Source organism: Salinimicrobium gaetbulicola (assembly GCF_042676025.1).
In the GTDB taxonomy this organism is placed as follows: domain Bacteria; phylum Bacteroidota; class Bacteroidia; order Flavobacteriales; family Flavobacteriaceae; genus Salinimicrobium; species Salinimicrobium gaetbulicola.
Genome location: NZ_JBHTJP010000035.1, coordinates 1 through 15714, shown reverse-complemented (window position 1 = coordinate 15714; position 15714 = coordinate 1). Strand labels below are relative to the sequence as shown.

The 15714-nt window shown below is 39.7% G+C and carries 15 protein-coding genes; 5 read left to right on the top strand and 10 right to left on the bottom strand.

Going from position 1 to position 15714, the window contains the following annotated elements; genetic code table 11:
* Positions 1-129: 129 nt before the first annotated feature.
* On the top strand, positions 130-2775 hold the full coding sequence (locus ACFQ1G_RS09350; RefSeq protein ID WP_380738907.1) for a DUF5916 domain-containing protein: 2646 nt from the start codon (positions 130-132) through the stop codon (positions 2773-2775).
* A gap of 65 nt (positions 2776-2840) precedes the next feature.
* Here the strand turns inward: ACFQ1G_RS09350 and polA are convergent, their stop codons facing one another.
* Positions 2841-5666: a DNA polymerase I gene (gene polA / locus ACFQ1G_RS09345; RefSeq protein WP_380738905.1), complete on the bottom strand. Its 2826-nt coding sequence runs from the start codon at positions 5664-5666 to the stop codon at positions 2841-2843.
* A 236-nt stretch (positions 5667-5902) separates the two neighbouring features.
* Between polA and ACFQ1G_RS09340 the strand changes: the two genes are divergently transcribed.
* The 3 genes from ACFQ1G_RS09340 to ACFQ1G_RS09330 all read left to right on the top strand — a co-directional run bounded on the left by ACFQ1G_RS09340 (position 5903) and on the right by ACFQ1G_RS09330 (position 8151).
* Complete coding sequence (locus ACFQ1G_RS09340; RefSeq protein WP_380738903.1) at positions 5903-7126, top strand: metallophosphoesterase; 1224 nt, start codon at positions 5903-5905, stop codon at positions 7124-7126.
* 85 nt (positions 7127-7211) lie between these two features.
* Positions 7212-7508, top strand: a complete 297-nt coding sequence (locus tag ACFQ1G_RS09335) for a thioredoxin family protein (protein ID WP_380738901.1) — start codon at positions 7212-7214, stop codon at positions 7506-7508.
* Between the two features lie 268 nt (positions 7509-7776).
* Entirely contained in the window at positions 7777-8151 is a 375-nt protein-coding gene (locus ACFQ1G_RS09330; RefSeq protein ID WP_380738899.1) for a DUF1508 domain-containing protein, read from the top strand.
* A 12-nt stretch (positions 8152-8163) separates the two neighbouring features.
* Here ACFQ1G_RS09330 and ACFQ1G_RS09325 read toward each other — a convergent pair whose 3' ends face one another.
* A complete protein-coding gene (locus tag ACFQ1G_RS09325) occupies positions 8164-8595 on the bottom strand; it encodes a DUF6705 family protein (RefSeq protein WP_380738897.1) in 432 nt (143 codons plus the stop codon).
* 362 nt (positions 8596-8957) lie between these two features.
* Between ACFQ1G_RS09325 and ACFQ1G_RS09320 the strand changes: the two genes are divergently transcribed.
* The gene (locus ACFQ1G_RS09320) at positions 8958-10346 is read left to right on the top strand and encodes a glycosyltransferase (protein WP_380738895.1); all 1389 of its coding nucleotides are present in this window, start codon (positions 8958-8960) and stop codon (positions 10344-10346) included.
* Positions 10347-10446: 100 nt separating this feature from the next.
* Here the strand turns inward: ACFQ1G_RS09320 and ACFQ1G_RS09315 are convergent, their stop codons facing one another.
* From ACFQ1G_RS09315 to ACFQ1G_RS09280, 8 genes are all read right to left on the bottom strand, one after another.
* Positions 10447-10983: a GNAT family N-acetyltransferase gene (locus ACFQ1G_RS09315; protein WP_380738893.1), complete on the bottom strand. Its 537-nt coding sequence runs from the start codon at positions 10981-10983 to the stop codon at positions 10447-10449.
* A gap of 75 nt (positions 10984-11058) precedes the next feature.
* On the bottom strand, positions 11059-11643 hold the full coding sequence (locus ACFQ1G_RS09310) for a hypothetical protein (RefSeq protein WP_380738891.1): 585 nt from the start codon (positions 11641-11643) through the stop codon (positions 11059-11061).
* Between the two features lie 152 nt (positions 11644-11795).
* On the bottom strand, positions 11796-12452 hold the full coding sequence (locus tag ACFQ1G_RS09305; protein ID WP_380738889.1) for a hypothetical protein: 657 nt from the start codon (positions 12450-12452) through the stop codon (positions 11796-11798).
* A gap of 170 nt (positions 12453-12622) precedes the next feature.
* Positions 12623-13075, bottom strand: coding sequence for a WapI family immunity protein (locus tag ACFQ1G_RS09300; protein ID WP_380738887.1), 453 nt, complete (start codon positions 13073-13075; stop codon positions 12623-12625).
* A gap of 128 nt (positions 13076-13203) precedes the next feature.
* Entirely contained in the window at positions 13204-13644 is a 441-nt protein-coding gene (locus tag ACFQ1G_RS09295) for a hypothetical protein (protein ID WP_380738885.1), read from the bottom strand.
* Positions 13645-13820: 176 nt separating this feature from the next.
* Entirely contained in the window at positions 13821-14168 is a 348-nt protein-coding gene (locus ACFQ1G_RS09290) for a hypothetical protein (RefSeq protein WP_380738883.1), read from the bottom strand.
* 17 nt (positions 14169-14185) lie between these two features.
* Positions 14186-14743 (bottom strand): hypothetical protein, encoded by a 558-nt coding sequence (locus tag ACFQ1G_RS09285; RefSeq protein ID WP_380738881.1) that lies wholly within the window; start codon positions 14741-14743, stop codon positions 14186-14188.
* 161 nt (positions 14744-14904) lie between these two features.
* Complete coding sequence (locus tag ACFQ1G_RS09280; protein ID WP_380738879.1) at positions 14905-15525, bottom strand: hypothetical protein; 621 nt, start codon at positions 15523-15525, stop codon at positions 14905-14907.
* Positions 15526-15714: the final 189 nt, after the last annotated feature.

Genomic DNA, 15714 nt, shown 5'->3' with positions numbered 1-15714 from the left:
AAGGCTTTTTTCTTGGGTTAATCTCAGGAATTATGCTCCAAACGACTCAAAAATTTCAAAAAGTTCAATTTTTTTGTCACAAATTGCTTTTTCTGCAGTCTATTAAACAAATCAACCAGAAAACGAGCAATGAATTATTTTAAAGCAGGAGCAGTACTCCTTTTGAGTACTGTAATTTCCCAGCAATCAATTTCACAGGTCAGCAATGAGCCGGAATTAAATTTTGATTTCGCGAAACGTTCCTATACCACTACTTCCGTGGAAGGAAAAGAAGCTATAAAAATTGACGGCTACCTGGACGATTCCACATGGAATGAAGCTGCCTGGACTTCCGGGTTTGTGGAATTCGAACCCGATAACAATACGCCTCCTACCCAGCAGACCAGGATGAAGATCCTTTATGACGCTAAAAATCTCTATGTAGCTTTTAAATGCTTTGAACCAAATCCTGAAACGATCGTTCAAAGAATGGGAAGAAGGGATGAATTTCCAGGTGATTGGGTGGAGCTGAATATTGACAGTTACAATGACGATCGTACCGCTTTTTCGTTCACTATTTCTGCCAGTGGGGTGAAAGGGGATGAATTCATTTCCAATAATGGTCAGTTTGACCCCAGCTGGAACCCTATCTGGTATTTAAAGACCAATATCGATGATGATGGATGGACTGCCGAAGTGAAGATCCCGTTAAGTCAGTTAAGGTTCAGCGCTGAACAGGACCAGGTATGGGGAATCCAGGCCACCAGAAGATATTTTAATAAAGAGGAACGTTCCACCTGGCAACCGGTTCCTGCAAATCCTACCGGCTGGGTAAGTTCATTCGGAGAATTGAGAGGGTTAAAAGGTTTGCAGCCTCAAAAGCAATTGGAGATTCAGCCTTATACCGTGGGAAAATATGATTCATATGAAGAGCAACAGGGGAATCCTTTTAAAGATGGAAGAGACGGGGAGTTTACTGCCGGGCTGGATGCCAAGATCGGAATAACGAACGACCTAACGGTAGACCTTACTATAAATCCCGATTTTGGGCAGGTAGATGCCGATCCGGGAGCTGTTTCTCTAGACGGATTTGAAATATTCTTTGAGGAAAGAAGGCCTTTCTTCGTAGAAAATAAAAGTGTCTTCAATTATGCTTTTGCAGACAGCCAGGATAATCTATTCTTTTCCCGAAGAATAGGCAGGAGTCCCCAGGGAAGTGCTTCGGGGCCAAATACCGCTTATGTAGACCAGCCACAGAACACTACGATTCTAGGTGCGGCAAAATTCAGCGGAAAGACCGAAAACGGATGGACCATAGGGGTGCTGGAATCTGTTACTGGAAGGGAATTCGCAGATGTTGTGACCGATTCGGGCGAAGAAGCCGAAAGGCTGGTGGAACCTTTGACCAATTACCTGGTGGGAAGAGTTCAAAAAGACCTGAATGAAAGGAATAGTTATGTGGGCGGAATTTTTACCGCAACAAACCGAAACATGGAAGAGGAAGTTTCCTTTTTGCATACCCGTGCTTTTTCAGGCGGACTTGATTTTAAACACACCTGGAAGGACAGGAAATATTACCTTTCAGGAAGCGGTGTTCTGAGCAGGGTAGAAGGAAATTCCGAAGCTATTGCCAGCACTCAGAACTCCATCGTGCATTTATTTCAACGAGTTGATGCAGAGCATGTGGAAGTAGATCCTGAAAGAACATCCCTTACCGGGACCGGAGGCCGGCTGGAATATGGGCGAATGGGTGGAGGCGACTGGCAATATAAGCTGGGAGGTAAGTGGATCTCACCGGAGCTGGAACTAAATGATATTGGATTCCTTCGCCAGGCAGATGACATCAGGCAGTATTTAACTGTTCGCAGAATGTTCACCAAGCCCACATCCTGGTTCAGGAGAGCGGTGCTTGGGTTAAATCAGCATACATCCTTTGATTTTGAAGGAAATTACAACCGGGTGCAATATGAGGTGGTTGGTTTTGTGAATTATAAGAATAACTGGTGGAGTGAAGGCGGAGCGGCTCATAAACCCCGCATCTTTACTAATACTTTTCTTAGAGGAGGACCTCGATGGAGGTTTAATGAAGAGAACTACTTCTTTATTTTCTCCGGAAGTGATCAAAGGAAAAAACTGGCAACCAAATTTGGATGGGTACATTCCGAAGCCACTCAAAATCAATTCAGCCTGGACCGTTTTGTTGTCGGCATGAAATATCAACCTCTTAATTCCCTGAGTCTGTCCCTTGACCTGGAATATGAGAAAAATCCGAATAGGACTCAATATGTGGCAGAGAAGGCTTTCAACAATTCGGCCCGGTATATTTTAGGTGCAATCGACCAGGAAACCCTGAGCGCGACCTTGCGACTGAACTATAATATTAATCCAAACCTTACCATTCAGTATTATGGACAGCCATTTATTTTCAAGGCGAACTACTCAAACCTAAATTATGTGGTAGACCCAGTTGCTAAAGACCTGAACGATCGAGTATCATGGTACGGTGATGACCAGATCTCTCTGGAAAACGGAAGTTATCTTATAGATGAGAACAGGGATAATGTAACCGATTATACGGTTTCCAATCCTGATTTCGCTTTCGTACAATACAGGTCTAACCTGGTGGCCCGTTGGGAATACATACCGGGGTCTGAGATCTTCCTCGTATGGTCACAGGGGATTAACGGAATGGGAGATGTTAATAATGATTTCAGCGGAATAGTTGATAACCAGCTGTTGCGACAAAAACCGCAGAATACCTTTTTAATAAAGGCGACCTACAGGTTCTTATTATAAGATTATTTAGCCAAAGAAAAAGCTCTTCTTGATTCTCCAAAAAGGGCTTTTTTTATGCGGTTTTTTTAATGGGCTTCCAGCCAGTTAAGACCGGTTCCAAGATCGACTTCTAGCGGAACATCCATTTTAAAGGCATTCTCCATTTCAGATTTTACCAGGGTCTTGATCTCTTCCAGTTCGGGTTTGTATACATCGAAAACCAATTCATCATGCACCTGCAGTAACATTTTGGTCTTGAAATTGCCTTCCTTGAGGTTTTTATGAATATTGATCATGGCCAGCTTGATGATGTCGGCTGCACTTCCCTGGATAGGGGCGTTCACGGCGTTCCTTTCTGCGGCACCGCGCACCATCGCATTTTGAGAATTGATATCTCTTAAATAACGCCTTCTGCCAAGTACGGTTTGAACGTATCCATGTTCGCGGGCGAAATCTACCTGGTCACTGATGTAATTTCTGAGTTTTGGATAGGTCTTATAGTAGGTGTCAATAAGATCTTTTGATTCGCTGCGGGAAAGATTTGTCTGGTTGCTCAGTCCAAAGGCTGAAACTCCATACACGATCCCGAAATTCACTGTTTTGGCATTACTTCGCTGCTCGCGGGTCACCTCTTCGATAGGTACGTTAAAGACGTTGGCCGCTGTGGAAGTGTGAATATCCTGTCCTTCCTTGAACGCTTTTATCATGTTATCCTCCTGGCTCAGTGAAGCGATTATCCGTAATTCTATCTGGGAATAATCGGCGGCCAGTAACACATGGTTTTCATCTCTTGGTACGAACGCTTTTCTCACCTGTCGACCTCTTTCTGTCCTGATAGGTATATTCTGAAGGTTCGGGTTATTGGAACTTAGTCTTCCGGTGGCAGCAACGGTTTGCAGGTATTCTGTATGCACCCGGCCCGTACTTTCCTCCACCTGCAGCGGAAGCGCGTCGATATATGTATTCTTCAGTTTTACGAGTCCGCGGTAATCCAATACCTGTTGCACTATCTTGTGTTCGGAAGCCAGAGTAGAAAGAATGTCCTCCCCTGTGGAATATTGTCCGGTCTTGGTCTTTTTGGGTTTATCGACCAGTTTCAGTTTTTCAAAAAGTATGATCCCCAGCTGTTTTGGGGAACCAATATTGAACTCTTCCCCGGCGGTCTCGTAAATTCCCTTTTCGAGGTTTTCAATGTCGTTTTCAAGCGCTTCGGAAAGATTACTCAGGAAGTCTTTGTCCAGCCTGATGCCTTCCAGTTCCATGTCGGCCAGCACTCTTACGAGCGGGATCTCGATCTCATTAAAAAGTTTTTCTGTATTTGCCTCTTTCAGCTCAGGTGAAAACTTTTGTTTCAGCTGAAGGATCACATCGGCGTCTTCCACACTGAATTCGGTTTGCTCTTCCAGTGGGATGCTTCGCATAGACTTGCGGTTCTTTCCTTTTCCTAACAGGTCTTCCACGAAAACGGGCGTGTAGTTAAGATAGGTTTCCGAAAGTACATCCAACCCGTGACGCATATCCGGATTTATCAGGTAATGGGCGATCATGGTGTCAAAGAGCGGACCTTTGATCTCAACACCGTATTTAGCCAGGGTTTTAATGTCGTTTTTCAGGTTTTGACCAACCTTCTCAATATTTTCCGCCTCAAAAAAGGGTTTTAGCGTATCTATTATAGACTGTGCCTGCTCCTTGTCTTCCGGAACCGGCAGGTAGAACCCTTTTCCGGCTTCCCATGAAAAAGCGATCCCGATCACTTCTGCCGTGATAGGGTCAAGTTCTGTAGTGGTAAGCTCCAGGCAAACGCAGTTTTGTTTCACTAAATTTTGAAGGAAAAACTGCATGGCCATTCCCTGAGATACACTCTGATACATATGCGCAGTCTCTTTTAGGGTTTTTCTTCCGCTGAAGGATTCCATTTTTTCGGGCTCCTCGCCGCCAAATAAGGAGAATTGTCCTGCCCCGGCAGGCTGAGCCTGAGCTTTAGCGGTGGGAGTACTGGTAACCTGGGTTGGCGCAGAGGTCTGCTCTCCTGAAAATAGCTTCAGGAATTGATCTTTTAACCTTCGGAATTCCAGGTCTTCAAAGATCTCCTGTACCTTTTCTGAATCGGGCATGGATAATTCGTAATCTTCAGCGTGGAATTTTACGTCACAATCGGTAAGTATAGCAGCCAGCTTCTTGGATAGGATTCCAAGTTCGGCATTGGCTTCTACCTTTTCGCGCATCTTACCTTTCAGTTTGTCTGTGTTGGCAAGTAACTCTTCCATGCTTCCGAACTCCTTCAGGAATTTCTTGGCGGTTTTTTCTCCCACCCCCGGTAATCCGGGAATATTATCAACGGCATCTCCCATCATTCCGAGGAAATCGATAACCTGCTCGGGCCTTTCTACCTCAAATTTCTTCTGAACCTCAGGTATTCCCCAGATCTCAATTCCGTTACCCATTCTTGCGGGGCGGTACATGAAAATGTTTTCAGAAACCAGCTGTGCGAAATCTTTATCTGGAGTGACCATAAAAACCTTATAGCCTTCTTTTTCGGCCTGTTTAGCCAGAGTGCCTATGATGTCATCTGCCTCGCATCCGGGGAGAACGACCACCGGGATATGCATGGCTTTTAAAATATTCTGAATGTAGGGAATGGCCTGAAGGATTGGCTCAGGAGTCGCGTCACGATGCGCCTTATACGCCTCGAACATTTCGGTTCTTGCGGCGCTTCCTTCTTTGTCAAAACATACAGCCAGATGATCTGGTTTTTCGCGGCGTATTACGTCAAAAAGGGAATTGGTGAACCCCATGATCGCAGAGGTATCCAGTCCTTTTGAGTTGATACGCGGATTTTTTATGAACGCGTAATACCCACGAAAGATCAGGGCGTATGCATCGAGAAGAAAAAGTCGCTTTTGTTTAGCCATTTTTGTGTTTTTGATAGGATCCCAAAACTACGAAGTTCTGGCTAAAAAACACGAGCCCCGTTCTTAAAACTCCAATCTCAAGCCGGGGAGTAGTTTTTACATTCCGGGATATTTTTATTCATGGCTCTATTATTGTTCCCGTTGATAAAAAGAAGCTATAGGTTCATTAATTAATTCCACTAAAAAAGTAGGGTTAATGAACAGCTGCCGAAGTATCTTCGAAAAAAATATTGCTCATGCGCTGGATCATTTTTGTGATTATTTATGTAGTTCTGGACATTTACGCCTATCAGGCTTTTAAGACGATCACACGTCACAACTGGATCTATTACATTTACCTGTTTTTGTCACTTTTGGCGCTGGGGAATCTTTTATATCAGTTTGTAGGTCCCGGCAATGAAGGTTGGTCGGGTGCACGCAGTTATTCCGTAGGTTTCTTTTTGGCCTTTTTTGTGCCTAAATTGATCATGTTCTTTCTTCTTTTTGGGGAGGATCTTGTGAGACTGATCGTGGGCGGAGCTAATAAATTAGCACACTCTAATTCTGATTTTTCTGTCCCTTCCAGGAGAAAATTCATTAGCCAGATCGCATTGGGTATTGCTGCCATTCCGTTCGCATCCCTTCTTTACGGAATGTACCAGGGACGTTACAATTACAAGGTGCTTAAATATGTGTTGTATTTCGACGACCTTCCGGAAGCCTTCGATAAATATCGTATCACGCAAATAAGTGATGTTCACAGCGGAAGTTTTGATAACCCCGAAAAGATCAAATACGGGATCGACCTTATCAATGAGCAGGAAAGTGATGTGGTTACCTTTACGGGTGACCTTGTCAACAACAAGGCTTCAGAAATGAAAGACTGGAAAGAGCTCTTCGGAAGTATTCGTGCCAAAGACGGAGTGTACTCGGTTTTGGGAAATCATGATTATGGAGATTATGTGAACTGGGAATCTGCCGAAGCGAAAACTCGAAACCTGGAAGAATTAAAAGGGGTGCATGCCGAAATGGGCTGGGACCTGCTGTTGAACGAACACAGGTTTTTGGAAAAGAACGGTCAGCGCATCGCTTTGGTTGGAGTAGAGAACTGGGGTGCCGGTGGTTTTAAGAAGAAAGGAGATCTCGATAAGGCTGCGTCAAGTGTGCATAATGAAGATTTTAAAGTGTTACTTTCTCATGATCCTTCTTACTGGCAGGAAAAGATCAAAAAGGATTCCAAGCATTACCATCTTACGTTGAGTGGTCACACCCACGGAATGCAGTTCGGGATCGAGATCCCGGGTTGGTTTAAATGGAGTCCTGTGCAGTATAGGTATGAGAACTGGGCAGGTATTTATGAAGAGTTCGGGCGTTACCTAAACGTGAACCGGGGCTTTGGATTTTTAGCATATCCCGGAAGGGTTGGTATCTGGCCGGAAATATCGGTCATTGAACTGCGAAAAGGCCCTAAACCCGTATAATTTAAAGATTTCACTATATTTGATAAAGCCCACGGAAATCTGTCATTTTTCCGCAGGCATTTCAGCTCATTTAAAAATTGGGTTTATGTCAAAATTTGGTGAATTAATTGACTTGCGCGTTCCGGTCCTCCTGGACTTTTATACAGAATGGAATGACGCTTCCAGTGCCATGCATCCGGTATTACGAGATGTAGCGGCCGCACTTGGTGATAAAGGCAAAGTCATAAAGATCAATGTGGATAAAAATTCACAGCTTGCCGAGGCACTTCGAGTGAAAACCTTACCTACTTTAATGATCTATAAGGAAGGTGAAATGAAGTGGCGCCAAAGTGGCGAACAGGATGCCAATACACTCATTGGGCTTATGCAGGAATACATTTAGGAAACAAGAAACATTGTAGGGACTGTTTCCTGTTGGCTAAAAGACAAAAAGTATAGAGTTGTCTAAAATATAAATATTGTTATGATTTTCAAATTATTAAGGGTTTAAATTGAGGTGAAATTCATGCTTTGATCCGGGCCTGAAAATTGAAGGAAATCCATTTTATCAAATCGAATTCTTAATAACTTTTCAATAGATATTTTCACAGCGAACTGCTGCATATAGCAGATTTTTTAGATTTGCAGGCGTTGAAAATTTGAGGATATCTATGAGTGCATTTGTTATAAGTAAGAGATTTAATGGAGAATTTAAATTCACATTCGCTAACCGAAAAGGGAAGACCATCTTTACCAGCTTTTCCTTAAAGAAGAAATCTGATTGCGAATTAATAATAAACGCGATTAGAGAAAACTTCTCAGATTTTACCATTACCAGGAAAAAGAAATCCGGAAAGCATTTTTTTAGGATCTCTAAAGGCGGGCTGGTCCTGGCGAACAGCCGAAAATTCTCCACAGAGCTCATGCTTGAAAAAGGTCTGGACCAAATCGTTAAATACGTTGAAGAGGCCGAAACCCTTGATTTCTCAGAAAGTGAAAATGTGTTTGAAGAACCTGAGCCCGTAGCTGCGGGTGAGACTAAATAATCTTTGAAGAACCTATTCTATTTTTGAAAATGTACTACCAATCCCGTCTGGGAAGTCATTAGCGATAGTTAATGTTTCCTGATCAGTTCTGGTGATCATTCCATTAAGGACCAAATTATCAGCCTCTTCTATGTCTCCGGAGAAAGTGATGAATTTACTTGTTCTATTGAATAATTGAGACTCTCTCATACTTAATTCAAATGTGCCGCTGGAAATTGTGTTCCCGTTTTCAAGAAGGGAATAAGAATAATTTGAATTTAGAATTAACTGATATTCATTTCCGGTAGACTGGGGAGTTTCGTGAATGTTGAAAGCCATACCTCCATCAGTACTGGTCCAGTTCCAGACGCCCACAATTTCTGAACTGTCTATCTTAAGTTTGTCATCTGCAGTACAGGAAATGAATGCTATTGCCAGAAGAAGTAAAAAAGTGATTTTTTTCATGATAATTTCAGATTGATTTGATGGAAAACCATGTTTCTGGTTGTTAAAATAGTAATTCTTTAATAAACTCAAAATTTGCTTGAAAAATGGGTGGAAGCATACTCCTTAAATATTCTTACTTATCTGTTCTTAATTCCTACAACCAATCATCTTTTTGGCTAATATTGCGCGTGTTTAGCTGAAGTTGGGTAATCGCCCTTAAATGCTGTGGAATAATTCCCCAGTTTTCGGTTAAAACAACTCATAAACACCTCTGTTTGTTGGCTTTTTAGGCTTGGTACACAGATTGCTTATTGAGGGCAGGAGCCAATGTAGAACGAAAGATGCGGTTCCGGCACAAACAAACTAAACACAGCATAAGAATGAAAAGTGAAACAATAGCTTCAAATCAAGCGAATACAAAGAATAATAAATCCATTAAACCTAAAAAGCAAAGAGATCTTAGAGGAATTTTAGTAAGAGCAAGCAGCCTGGTTCTTCTCATGGGCGCTGCCTACCTGGTGTATGCTTTGCAAAATGATTTTGACAGGTATCACATGGAAAAGCTGGATTCCAATTGGGGGATGGCATTTTTCATCATTGCAGGAGGACTATTCTTGTTCAAAGCCGGATTCTTTGTTTATAACCTGTATCTATATTTCCGCTATAAGCCCGTAGAGTCTGTATCTAACGAAGAGTTGCCTACCTGTACGGTGATCGTTCCGGCGTATAATGAAGGTAAACAAGTGTGGGCAACCTTGATGAGCCTAGCAAAGAGTGATTATCCTGCTGGAAAACTACAGTTGCTGGCCATTGATGATGGGAGTAAGGATGATACCTGGCATTGGATGCAGGAAGCCAAGAAAAGTCTTGGTGACCGTGTAAGTATCTACCAGCAGCCTGAAAATAAAGGAAAGCGTCATGCTCTTTACCGTGGTTTTAATATTGGGACCGGTGAGGTTTTCGTGACTGTAGACAGTGATTCTGAAGTTACTGAAGATACACTGCGTAACCTGGTAAGCCCATTCGTAGTGAATGAGAAATGCGGGGCGGTAGCCGGTAACATTCGTGTTCTGAATAACGGAAAAAAGGCATTATTGCCTAAAATGCTCGATGTGAGTTTCGTGTTGAGCTTTGAATTTGTTCGTTCTGCTGAAAGTAGCCTGGAATCGGTATTGTGTACTCCCGGAGCCCTTGCTGCCTATAGAAGAGATGCTGTTTTTGGATGTCTCGATGAGTGGATCAACCAGACCTTTATGGGGCAACCTTCAGATATTGGGGAGGACAGAGCCATGACGAACATGATCCTGAAGCAGGGATACCATGTTCTTTTCCAAAGAAACGCTTACGCCTTTACTAATGTTCCCGAGAAATATACCGGACTATATAAGATGTTCATTAGATGGGGACGAAGTAACGTGCGTGAAAACCTGGCAATGGCGAAGTATGTGTTTACAGACTTCAGAGAAGGTTCTAAGGCCGGATCACGAATACTGTTCATTAACCAGGTAATAAAGTTAGTCATGAGTTACCCTTCAATATTGCTGATGCTGTTCTTTATTTCGATGCATCCGGTGTTGTTCATTAGCTCTACGCTATTAAGTATATTGATATTATCCAGCTTCCCGGTACTGTTCTATGCGAAGCGATATAAATTATCAGAATCTTTCTGGGCTTATTCATACAGCATCCTTTACACCTTCGGATTGTTCTGGATCACTCCGTATGCTATTGCAACGGCAAGTAGGAGAGGTTGGTTGACCAGAGGATAAGTGAATTAAAACATAAAAGTAAAGGAACCCATTTGGGTTCCTTTTTTTATAACTGATGTTTTTGAAATACCTATTGTCATTTGTTTTTTAGTCTGACTCTTTACATAAAGGAATTAAGTTCAAAAATAACATTGGATTCATTATTAAGGTCTTTTCTATTTTCAACAAACCGGAATCCGTTTTTTCCTAACAATCTCTTCGAATCATGGTTTTCATTATGGGTAAAAGCTTCGATTTTTTCCAGTTTCAATTTTTGAAAAGCATATCTGATAGTCTCCTTTAAAGCTTCATTCATTATTCCCTGTTTTTGAAACTTAGGGTCTAAATCATATCCAACTTCAGCAATTTTATGATCCTTAGAAAAATTCCAAAGACAAATCGTTCCTATGAGCCCGGGGTCATTTTTTAATGTTATCCCCCAGGTGATCGATCTGTTTGTTTCAAAGTATTTATCTATTTCTTTTATGAATTTCCTGGCATCAGCGATATTCCTGGTTTTTCTGTTTTCAGGTCTTTCAATGAATTTAGTGACAGTCTCATCAGAGCGTAAGAAAAGTATAACATCAGAGTCTGAAAGTTTAATTTCCCTCAATAAAAGTCTTTCTGTGGTTAATGTCGGAAAAGATTTTAGTTCCATTGATGTTCTGGTTATTGGGTTGCACTAAATTTCTGCCGCTTATTGGCGATGAACCGTTGTTGGCCACAGGCTTGTCTATAAAATTTCTGTCAGGTAAACTATTCCATATATCCATCCTAAATATAGAATTGTATATGTCAAAGAATATGAGATAGATGAAAAAATGTCTCCAAATGTTTTGTCTGATTTGCTAAAAACTAATTTTAGAGCTCTGAAAAAGACCCAATAAAGCATCATTATAATTATAAATAAAGAGAACCAGAAAATTGCTTCCAATAGGATCAATAATATAATCATTGCGATTGTTACCAATATCCATAATACAATGGATAAAATTAAGCCCGCAATTCCATCTCCCACATCTGTATCTGGTGTTTCTATTGTTCCTGGATGAGTACTTCCAAATAGATCTCCTTTTTTAAAGCTTCTATATTTTGGAAAATCATCTTCTAATCCGACTCCTTTATATAGTCCGTATGTCATGAATAGAAATAGAATTACACCAATTATGGAGAGGGATAAATATAAATTAGAAGTTATTTCTCTGTTGTAATTTATTCCAGTCAGCCACACCGTTAAGAAGGTTGCTAGAATTACAATCATTGAAACTATAAAGACGGTTTTCCCTTTTAAGTAGTTTTTCTTCTTAGTTGATTTCATTTTTTTGCTTGTGGCCAACGCCGCTGGTTGACGCAAGTAGCGTGGAGTAGGGACGCGTTCTTGTCGGCTTTGTTGTTTGTTACTTGTTGTCTAAAATATCACATTTTACTGAAATGCCAGTTATTTGCTGATAACCGATGTTGGCTGCAGTATCAAGGCTTCGGATTGTTCTTAAGTAGAATAGTCATTTCATAGTACGACGAGATAGCCACTATTACTTTATTTAAACCATTTTCAAAATCTTTTTCTTTTAATTGCTTTTTTAAAACACTTGCGATAACTGAAGTAGCAATATCTCCATGTTCTGATTGAATAATTAAGACTTCTTTTATTGGTTTATTGGAATAGTATCTTTTGATACAATCAAGATAATCACCATTTGGATCTAGAAAGGCCATCTTTAATGGTTTCCTTTCGGGTTCATCAGATCCATCCAGTTGTATAATCTCAATATTATCCTCTGAAGAATCATCGGGGTCATAATCTCTCCATATCTTTTCATAAGTTCCATTGCGTTTCAATTCTTGAATAATCTCCAAAGATTCATGGTTGTAATAAAATTTGGGAGGTTTTAATGAGGGAGGTATCGAACCCGAATCCTTTAGGTACAACATAAAGTTTTCATTGGCATTTTTACCTCCATAATATTCAGATAATTTCTGTTCGAATATTTGTGTTGCTTTGTCCAAAAGTTCTATGTCCTTGTTGGATAAGCAGTCAGAAAATCCCTTAGAATAATTAAAATGGTTTTGAGACTTACAGGATATTGTTACTACAGAAAAAATTAAAAGGAATATTCTTTTGTTCATGTTTGCGTAGATTTTGTGTACAACGTCTCCGGTTAACAAAAGTGGCGAGTAGGGAAGATGGCACTTTGGGCGGAAACGATTTTTCTTGTGGAAATAAATGTAGGAAAATATCTCTCAAAAAAGCCGTTTTTGATAACCGTTGTTAGCGCCTGTGTTTTTTTTATCAGGTGCTATTTTTGATTAGCGGAATTTGGAAAAGTCCGCATTATATCGTCAAGTTGGATTATCATTTGAGGGATAAAGGTTTGGTCAAATTCTAACTTAAATTCAAGAGCGTTACCTGTTCCAATACTATCCATAACTTTACAATCAGCTTTAAAATGTCCGATTCCGTCTCCTTTTATTTTGAGATAAATTTGTTCTTCTAGGGTGTCAAAAAGGGCAACTCCGTTCATCTTTTCGTAAAGTTCAGATAACTGGTCTCTAAATTTTTTAAAGTCTGTTGTCACCAAATCACAATCAAATTGTCCAGAGAACCCTCCTGCTTTTAGAGATACTTTTGATTTTACCCACTTTTGATCCCAGTCGTCTTCTACGTCTGGAAGAGCAATTCCGATTACATCAATTCGGAGAAAGTCTCCACTTCCTTTTAGTTCAAAAAACATAATTTCTTCCTGTGTCATTTCACATTGGCTCTAACGTTCCCGGTTAACGAAAGTGGCGGCTTGGGAAACGTGAATTTGTCGGTTAAGTTATAGTTTTAAAGGTAGTCAAAAATGTCATTTTAGAAGGCTCTTCCGCTATTTGCTCGTTAACCGTTGTTAGGCGCATGTTCTTTATTTTTTCTTTTAGCTTTCGTTATCAAATGCCCGACCAAGTAAACTATTACCAGGAATGGCGAATAGAAAACGAAAGTCATAATTGCTTGTAACGGCCAACCGATTCCAAAGTATCCAATTTCGAGTTGTTTTACTCTTTCAAGATTCTGGAGTACCACATTTTCAAATCGATCTGTGTCGTTCATTGCGTCAAAGTCATAGCCGTAATGAATCATTAAAAGTTGGTCAGAATAGTCCGCCCACCACGCAAATGTCCCTGAAATAACTGCTGTGATTATCAGTCCAATCATCAAATAAGTCGGAAAGTTAACTTTTGGTCGTTTCCATTTTTTTATTCCAATGAAAAGAAGAACTGGGACCGAAAGGAGTGGGAGCAAAAGAATGATTGATATTATCGTTACTATTGTCTCCATCCAATGTTCTTAATCGTTAGTTTTTTGCATTGCTTACAACCCGCCCGGTCAACGTAAGTAGCGGGCCTGGGAAACGAAATTTGTCGATTAAATAGTATTTTTAAAGGTAGTCAAAAATGTCATTTTAAAAGATCTCCCGCTATTTGCTCGTTAACCGATGTTGTAGTTAGTTTTTTTTACCATAGAAAAGGTTTAGAAAAGTAATTCCATCCACACCATAAAGTCCAAAAGCAACTAAATAAAAGTCCGGCTATAAAAAACATCATCCGGAACTTTGCAAAAGTGATCCTGTTATTTAAGTAATACCAATTGAATAGTTCGACCAATATTCCTGCTGAATAAAAGATGTTGGCTCCAATTCCCCAAAGAAGGATTCCGATCAGGTCTGCATTAGACCAATAAATTTCCTCTCTTGAAAGTCCGTCGTAAACGGCATAGGCACCAAATAATCCAACAACGAGGTTGAAAATCCACCTTTTAGATTCCCACCATTTTATCTTTAGTTTTATTTCTTCTACTGTCATTTTAGAAGGATCTGACGCTATTTGCTCGTTAACCGCTGTTGCCCAACGTTTTTATCTTTTCTATTCAACCATTTAGCTATTCTTAAATAGTTGGTCAGTAGTAAGTAGCCCAGGATTAAATTAAATCCGGAAACAAACCAATTCAAATAATCAGTTGGTGATCCGAACTGAACTTGTTCCATATAATTTAGTCCGCTGGGCGATACCTGACCTTTAAAAGCTAAAAAAGTATAGTTTAAAAAATTTGGTAAATAATCAATAATTAAAAATCCTCCAATAATTATAAGTCCGAGCTGAAGTATTTTAACAGCGTTTAATTCGCCAAGAATTATTCTTTCATCATCGAATCCTTTATCAATTTTAAGAAGGTTTATTATCCGATCTGTTTGGCGAATAAGTAAAATATAAACTCCAATTATTAGAGCAGTGAATCCAAAAACATAAATCAGATTAATTGGCTCAAATTGATAAGTGATATAACTAATATTAGAAGGTATATAAGTGAATAATGATAATATGAGCGCATAAATTCCGAACAACTTAATAAGTATTCTAAAGAAATCTTTTTTGGTCATAAATGAGATTTTTAAATGTTGGGCAACGTTCCCGGTTAACGCAAGTTGCGGGTTTGGAGACGCGGGTTTGTCAGTTTAATTGTTGATTTTAAAAGTAGTCAAAAATGTCATTTTTGAAAGGTCTCCGCAATTTGCTCGTTAACCGTTGTTGTGTAAAGTTTCTAATCGCAATCTACCGGTTTTAGTTTGACAGTTCCATCTTCATTTTTTATCATTTCATAACCATTATCGAGCATTGGTTGAAAATCAGATCTTCCATTTAGATGCCATAATAAATATCCATAATCACATTTTTCCAATCTTCCTTGTTCCTTTTCTATTTTAGCTATTTTCTTTAAATCCTCTGAATATGAAAATGGAGAATGAATTAATAATATCAGAGGGCTGAAATCTATTGATTCCTCCGAATATTTTTTCAATCTTTCTGCTGAAGGAAAGCCATATTTTTTTGTTATTTCAATCATTCTCTCCGTATGGATTTTATCCATTGGAGTAATATAGTTCTGCCAGATTTGGTTTTCCAGGCTATCAGATTTTATCGGAGTAAATTCTAACCTGTTTTTCTTTAATTCATCGCTTAAATTTTCAATGCTATCTGTGATCGATTTATCAAATGTTTGATAGTACAAATATTCTCTTGTAGCTTGATCATAGTGATACATGAATTTTAATTCTTCAACTAATTGTTCAATATTTTGTTCTAATAACTCATCTTTATCAGATTGAGAATAGAAGTTTAAACTTGTAGAAAGCAGGATCAAGGTCAGTAAGATTTTCTTCATTATTGGAATTTTCTGAAATTTTGCCTAACGGTTGCGATTATCGCAAGTTGCGGCCTGGGAACTCGAATTTGTTAGTTAAAAGGTCAATTTTAAAGGTAGTCAAAAATGTCACTTTTGGAAGGTATTGAGCAATTTGTGTTATTCATTGTTGTGCAACGTTTTATTATTTTCTTGTCGTTTTAATAATAA

Bases quoted from the DNA above. Each gene is read 5' to 3' on its own strand.
- ACFQ1G_RS09350 (WP_380738907.1), top strand. From the start codon at position 130: ATGAATTATTTTAAAGCAGGAGCAGTACTCCTTTTGAGTACTGTAATT.
- polA (WP_380738905.1), bottom strand. From the start codon at position 5,666: ATGGCTAAACAAAAGCGACTTTTTCTTCTCGATGCATACGCCCTGATC.
- ACFQ1G_RS09340 (WP_380738903.1), top strand. From the start codon at position 5,903: ATGCGCTGGATCATTTTTGTGATTATTTATGTAGTTCTGGACATTTAC.
- ACFQ1G_RS09335 (WP_380738901.1), top strand. From the start codon at position 7,212: ATGTCAAAATTTGGTGAATTAATTGACTTGCGCGTTCCGGTCCTCCTG.
- ACFQ1G_RS09330 (WP_380738899.1), top strand. From the start codon at position 7,777: ATGAGTGCATTTGTTATAAGTAAGAGATTTAATGGAGAATTTAAATTC.
- ACFQ1G_RS09325 (WP_380738897.1), bottom strand. From the start codon at position 8,595: ATGAAAAAAATCACTTTTTTACTTCTTCTGGCAATAGCATTCATTTCC.
- ACFQ1G_RS09320 (WP_380738895.1), top strand. From the start codon at position 8,958: ATGAAAAGTGAAACAATAGCTTCAAATCAAGCGAATACAAAGAATAAT.
- ACFQ1G_RS09315 (WP_380738893.1), bottom strand. From the start codon at position 10,983: ATGGAACTAAAATCTTTTCCGACATTAACCACAGAAAGACTTTTATTG.
- ACFQ1G_RS09310 (WP_380738891.1), bottom strand. From the start codon at position 11,643: ATGAAATCAACTAAGAAGAAAAACTACTTAAAAGGGAAAACCGTCTTT.
- ACFQ1G_RS09305 (WP_380738889.1), bottom strand. From the start codon at position 12,452: ATGAACAAAAGAATATTCCTTTTAATTTTTTCTGTAGTAACAATATCC.
- ACFQ1G_RS09300 (WP_380738887.1), bottom strand. From the start codon at position 13,075: ATGACACAGGAAGAAATTATGTTTTTTGAACTAAAAGGAAGTGGAGAC.
- ACFQ1G_RS09295 (WP_380738885.1), bottom strand. From the start codon at position 13,644: ATGGAGACAATAGTAACGATAATATCAATCATTCTTTTGCTCCCACTC.
- ACFQ1G_RS09290 (WP_380738883.1), bottom strand. From the start codon at position 14,168: ATGACAGTAGAAGAAATAAAACTAAAGATAAAATGGTGGGAATCTAAA.
- ACFQ1G_RS09285 (WP_380738881.1), bottom strand. From the start codon at position 14,743: ATGACCAAAAAAGATTTCTTTAGAATACTTATTAAGTTGTTCGGAATT.
- ACFQ1G_RS09280 (WP_380738879.1), bottom strand. From the start codon at position 15,525: ATGAAGAAAATCTTACTGACCTTGATCCTGCTTTCTACAAGTTTAAAC.